The 6,000-nt window shown below is 41.6% G+C and carries 3 protein-coding genes; all 3 read left to right on the top strand.

From position 1 onward, the window contains the following. The first annotated feature begins 108 nt into the window (after nucleotides 1-108). The 3 genes from smc to M3O96_RS20155 all read left to right on the top strand — a co-directional run bounded on the left by smc (nucleotide 109) and on the right by M3O96_RS20155 (nucleotide 5,935). Nucleotides 109-3,648 (top strand): chromosome segregation protein SMC, encoded by a 3,540-nt coding sequence (gene smc, locus M3O96_RS20165; RefSeq protein ID WP_249723857.1) that lies wholly within the window; start codon nucleotides 109-111, stop codon nucleotides 3,646-3,648. Nucleotides 3,649-3,985: 337 nt separating this feature from the next. Continuing rightward, nucleotides 3,986-4,222 carry a hypothetical protein gene (locus M3O96_RS20160; RefSeq protein ID WP_249723852.1) on the top strand — a complete coding sequence of 79 codons (237 nt, stop codon included), beginning with the start codon at nucleotides 3,986-3,988 and terminating at the stop codon, nucleotides 4,220-4,222. Between the two features lie 297 nt (nucleotides 4,223-4,519). Beyond that, nucleotides 4,520-5,935 (top strand): TlpA family protein disulfide reductase, encoded by a 1,416-nt coding sequence (locus tag M3O96_RS20155; protein WP_249723850.1) that lies wholly within the window; start codon nucleotides 4,520-4,522, stop codon nucleotides 5,933-5,935. Nucleotides 5,936-6,000: the final 65 nt, after the last annotated feature.

Here is a 6,000-nt window from a genome sequence, read left to right as displayed (position 1 = left end):
CCAACTTCGTACTTCTTACTTCTTACTTCCCACTTCATACTTTATTCGTCTTGGTTAATTTCCGAATTCAAGTAATTTTGTCTGTAATCATTTTCAAAGAGGTAAAGGATGCTGCTGAGTAAGCTAGAGATCAAAGGTTTTAAGAGTTTTGGGGACAAGATGGTCATCCATTTTGACAAGGGAATCACCGGAGTTGTCGGTCCAAACGGTTGTGGCAAGTCCAATGTCGTGGATGCGATCCGATGGGTGCTCGGGGAACAAAAATCCCGGTTGCTCCGCTCCGATAAGATGGAAAACGTGATCTTCAACGGGACTAAAAACCGTAAACCTAGCAATCTCGCGGAAGTTTCCCTGACTTTTGAAAACACCAAAAACCTCCTCCCCACAGAATACACGCACGTTACCATCACCAGGCGCTATTACAGATCAGGTGAAAGTGAATACTTGCTCAATGGCATTGCCTGCCGACTGAAGGACATCATCAACCTCTTCATGGATACCGGCATCAATTCTAACAGCTATGCCATCATCGAACTGAAAATGATCGATGAAATCCTGAATGACAAAAACAATTCACGCCGCGAACTCTTCGAAGAGGCGGCCGGAATCTCCAAATTCAAATCAAGGAAAAAGGAAACCCTCCGAAAACTCGAAGATACCGATGCCGACCTTGCAAGGGTGGATGACATCCTTTTTGAAATAGAGAAAAACCTCAAAAGCCTTGAAAAACAGGCAAAGCAGACTGCACGTTATTTTGAAATCAAACAAGAATACAAGGAAGCGAGCATCAACCTCGCCAAAAAATCTGTTCAAAAACATGCTGATTCGCTGATTTCTTTGAACCAAAAAGTACAGCAGGAACAAGACCGCAAGCTTCAAGTCAATACCAAAGTCGCAGAAAAAGAAGCCTTATTGGAATTCAGCAAGGCCGATCTCATTCTGAAAGAAAAGCTGCTTTCCTCCCGCCAAAAGACACTCAATGAGCATGTCAACAAAATCAGGCAGTTTGAAAGTGACAAAAAAATCAAAAATGAAAGGCTGAGATTTCTAGAAGACCGCGCACAAAAACTCCGTGAACAGATCGATGCGGACCGCAAGTCAAACGATCGTGCAGGATTCAGCATCCGATCCCTCGAGCAGGAAAGTGAATCTGCCCAAAAGATGCTCGCCGAAAAAGAAATGATCGTCGAGGAATTGCGTGCCGCCTACGAATCCCAAAAAAGAGAACAGACCCAAATCCAGGAAAATCAAAGAGAGCTGACGAGGAATTTTTCTTCCAAAAAAGACCGGGTTTATCAACTTTCCAAAGACCAGGAAATCAAGCAAATCCAGCTTTCTACCCTTAAGCAGGAATTGGAAAAAACTGCCTCAGACGATACCCATCAGGTTTCTAACTTGGCGGAGTTTGAAGACAAAATGGTTTTGCTCAAAGATATCCTTGACCTCAAATCCGCCGAACTGTCCAAGATCAAAGCCAAAGAGGAAGACCAAATCCAAAAAATAGAGGAAACCAACCGCATTATTGATATGATTCGGGAGGAAGTCACGCAGACTTCAAGGAAGTTGGATGCGAGGCAAAATGAATTTAACCTGACAAAATCCTTGGTCGAAAACCTGGAGGGATATCCCGAGGCTATCAAGTTTCTGAAGAAAAATTCAAGTTGGGCGAAGGACACTCCCCTCCTATCCGACATCCTGACCACGGAAGAAAAGTACAGGGTCACGATAGAAAACTACCTCGAAACTTACATGAATTACTATGTGGTCGAGACCGAAGTGCAGGCAATTGCAGCTGTAAACCTTTTGAGTGACTCTGCAAAAGGAAAAGCCAATTTCTTTGTCCTAGAGCATTTCAGCAGCTTCCATCCTGCGCAAACCAAGCTTTTTGCCAATGCCATTCCGGCAACGGAGATCATCGAATACGATGACAAATACGCCAAACTGATCGGTTTTATCCTCGATGATGTCTATATCGTCAAGGGCGAATACCAAGATTTTCCTTTGGACCAATCTTCGATCTTCATCACCGAAAGCGGCAAATTCACCAAAAGGAAATTCAGCGTCTCCGGTGGATCTGTTGGACTATTTGAAGGAAAAAGAATAGGGCGGGCCAAAAATCTGGAGAAACTCGAAAAGGAAATCAAGGAACTCAACAAGAAAGTTTCGGCTACTCGCGCCAACCTTGACGACAAGCTCACCGACTTGCTCAAAATCAAAGAAATCAGCTTCAAATCGACAATCGAAAAGCTGCAACAGGGAATCAATGAGACCAATCAGGAGTATGTCTCTGTCCGCACCAAAAAGGAACAGTTGGCAGAACTCCTTTCTTCCAATGCCAACAAGCGCGAAGATATCCTCGACCGGATCGAGTCACTCCAATTCAGTTTGGAAACCATCATGCCTGATCTGGAAAATGAAAAGGCGGCTTTTGAAGCATTGGAAGAAGAATTGGAAAGAATCAACCTTCAGCTCCAAACTGAAAGTGAAAGCCTCAGCCAAAAGTCTGCGGCCTTCAACCAAGAAAATATTCTCTATCACCAACAACTTAACCGCGTCAACAGCCTTGGGCAAGAGATAGAATTCAAGCAGTCAGCATTCGAAAGCAGCAAAGAAAGGATTGAAAAATCCCAAACTGAGCATGCTTCCATTGATGCAGAGATCCGCTCTTTGCTGGATAACAATGAGATCAAAGACGACGAGCTGATCGAACTTTATGCTGAGAAGGAAGGAATAGAAAAAGGTGTCAATGAAGCGGAAAAGGATTATTATGCCTGCCGTGGGGAAATCGATGATACCGACAAGCAGATCCGTGAACTCCAGAAATCGAAAGAATCGCTAGATACGCTCATCCATGAGATGCAGCAGTCCATGAATGAAGTCAAACTCAAGCTTGCAAGTCTGAAGGAAAGACTGAGTGTGGAATTTGAGATTGACTTGGATGGATTGATGGCGGATAATCCTGCCTTGGATGAAGCCTATGCCGGGATGGCCGAATCCGATATCCGTGAAATCGTCGGCAAAGCAAAAGATCGCTTGGAGAAAATAGGTCCCATCAACCCGATGGCAATGGAAGCCTATGACGAAATCAAAGAACGACACACCTTTATCACCGATCAAAGAGACGACCTGATCAAAGCCAAAAACTCCCTGTTGGAAACCATCATGGAAATCGATCAGGTGGCGAAGGAAACTTTTTTGGATGCCTTTGGCAAGATTAAAGAGAACTTTATAAAAGTCTTCCGCTCGCTCTTTACAGAAGAGGATCAATGCGACCTGACTTTGGTGGATCCAAACAATCCATTGGAGAGTCCGATAGAGATCATCGCCAAACCAAAAGGCAAGAGGCCTCTGACCATCAACCAGCTCTCCGGAGGGGAAAAAACGCTGACCGCCACATCCCTCCTCTTTGCGATCTACCTCCTAAAACCTGCACCGTTCTGTATCTTTGACGAGGTAGATGCACCGCTTGACGACGCCAACATTGATAAGTTCAACAACATCATTCAGACCTTTTCTAAAGAGTCCCAGTTTATCATCGTGACGCACAACAAGCGCACCATGGCAAGCACGGATATCATCTATGGCATCACCATGATCGAAGCAGGAGTCTCTAGAGTTGTTCCAGTGGATTTAAGGGAGTTGGCTTAAGATTTTCACTTTCAATCTTATACTTGTCGGCACTGACATTCTCCTTTTTAATTTTCTTTTAATGAAGGTATATGGAGAGGTTAGAATTCATTAAACCCAACATTTGAAATTTGGATAAGAATAAAACTGAACCAGACCCATTCACAGCCCTTTTTCTCGGAATTATTTCTAATGAACAAAGATGGATCTGAAAATCAGATTTTTTTAAAATTGCAATAACTCAAACTTTACCTGTAAATGGTATAAGTCCAATTCATCATTCTTTTATAAAACTTCCTATTTTAAACCATCTTTGTTATGTAAAAAATTGAAAATTCACTTTAAACTCAGATTTGTTATGAAAACCGAAGCAGAACTCAACCAAGAAATTCTTGAAGCCACCCTCAAAATCAAGAAGTATTCACCCGAACTGGAGAAATACATCGGAGAAATGCCTGTGACCATTCCTGATGCAAATAAGGCAGACAGCGCTTTGGTAAATAACAAAAACCTGTCGGACTACCTCAATTCATTGAAGGAAGTTCTCAGAAAATATGAAGAGGGAAAAGAGATTCAGTTTAAATTGAATATGTGATAATTGACCAAAGCTATTGGTCAAAATCAGCTTAAATTCTCCATCCACATTCACTTTCAATCACGTCAGGTATAGCTGACGTTTTTTTTTTATGTCAATAGAATGAAATTAACGGAAAACCCTTTCTTAATCATAAAATTTATCTTCGTTAAATTTTCATAAAAGATCAGTTTGAAAGATCAACTGCATGGATTCTGTTTTTTAGTCTTGAAAACATAATATACTTTTAGGTGAATATCTGTTCGGAAGGATATCAAGTCCACACAATATCCCAATCTCCTTAATACCACATTTCCAATGAAAAATACCTTTCTATCAGTTTTGGCGGCAAGCCTCCTGTTATCTTCCTGCAGCAAAAATCCTGAAATCATTCATAACAGCATCACCATTGCCGGCAAGCTTGAAAATTCCGAATCTCCCGTCATCAGTGTCAGTCATGATTATGAAGAAATTACCCAAGATTCTGTTAAATCGGATGGAAGCTTTGTGTTGGCATTTGACTATGAGGAAACAGGGATTTATTCGATCCTGAACGGCGATTTGAGATTTAGCCTCTACCTCAATCCCGGTGACAGCATTTTCGTCACAGGCGACAGCAAGGAATTTGAACAGACTTTCACTGCCTCGGGTGATATGGCCCAAGAAAATGAGTACTTGAATAAAAGGGATTATTTCTTGTATGAAAGCCGTCTATACGATCCTTATGTATTTATGGCAGTGAAAAAAGATGCCTATTTCTCCAAAAAAGACAGCATTATCTCCATAGCGAAAACGTTTTATGAGGAACTGAAAATCACAGAAGGGATCGACACCGCCTTCCTATCTCGGGAGGAATCCTCTTTCCATTATCAGGACATATTTATGGACCAGCTTTACCCCATGTACCATGCCTTGGCCAATAATATTCCGCAGGATTCTGTTGATTTTCCTATTGAGGAATCAAACAAAAAAGTAGAAAATCTGCCTATGGATAGAGTGGAGCTTCTTAAGGTAGAGTTTTATGTTTATATGATTTATAGGCGGATTGAATCTTTGGCAAATGATATCATGAAGTCAGATTCTTCTATTGCATCATTTGCAAAGGCAGAATACATGGCTATAGATTCTTTAATCAAAACTTCCGAAATAGGTGATTTTTTTAAATTTAGATCCATTAAATCGAACTTGGAACTTCGTGGCCCTTTGCACCTAGAGGAAGTTTACAAGAAATTTTTATCGGAAAATTCCACTCCTAAATATGTCAAAAGGTTAGAAAAAGCAAAGGCCAAATGGGATCCGATTTTACCGGGAAAACCTGTTCCTGATTTTACCTTTACTGATATCAAAGGGGATTCGATGAAGCTGAGTGACTTAAAAGGAAAATTGGTTTATATCGACATTTGGGCGACTTGGTGCGGTCCCTGCATCGCAGAGCACCCACAATGGGATAAAGTGAAAGAGGAATACAAAGACAAGCCTGTTGTCTTTTTGACAGTATCCATTGATAATACCCGCGAACCTTGGGAGAAAATGGTGAAGAACAAAAAAATGGAGGGTCTGCAGTGGTTTGCCGCAAATGCATGGCAATCGGAATTGACCCAATTCTTTATGGTCAATAGTATTCCAAGATTTATACTGTTAGACAAAGAAGGGAAAATCATTGATCCTTCTGCTGAAAGACCTTCTGGAAAAATCAGAGAAGTATTGGATAAGCATTTGGATAAAGCTGTTTAATACCCAATCGGTCAGTGAGGACACTGAGCGCGGCGGCCAAAAAGAAAGGAGTCAGCCTCCCAACT

Origin of the sequence: Aquiflexum sp. TKW24L (assembly GCF_023502205.1) — a bacterium.
GTDB lineage: Bacteria > Bacteroidota > Bacteroidia > Cytophagales > Cyclobacteriaceae > Cognataquiflexum.
Note: the sequence above shows the minus strand (reverse complement) of the source record. Positions and strands in the feature narration are given on the sequence as shown.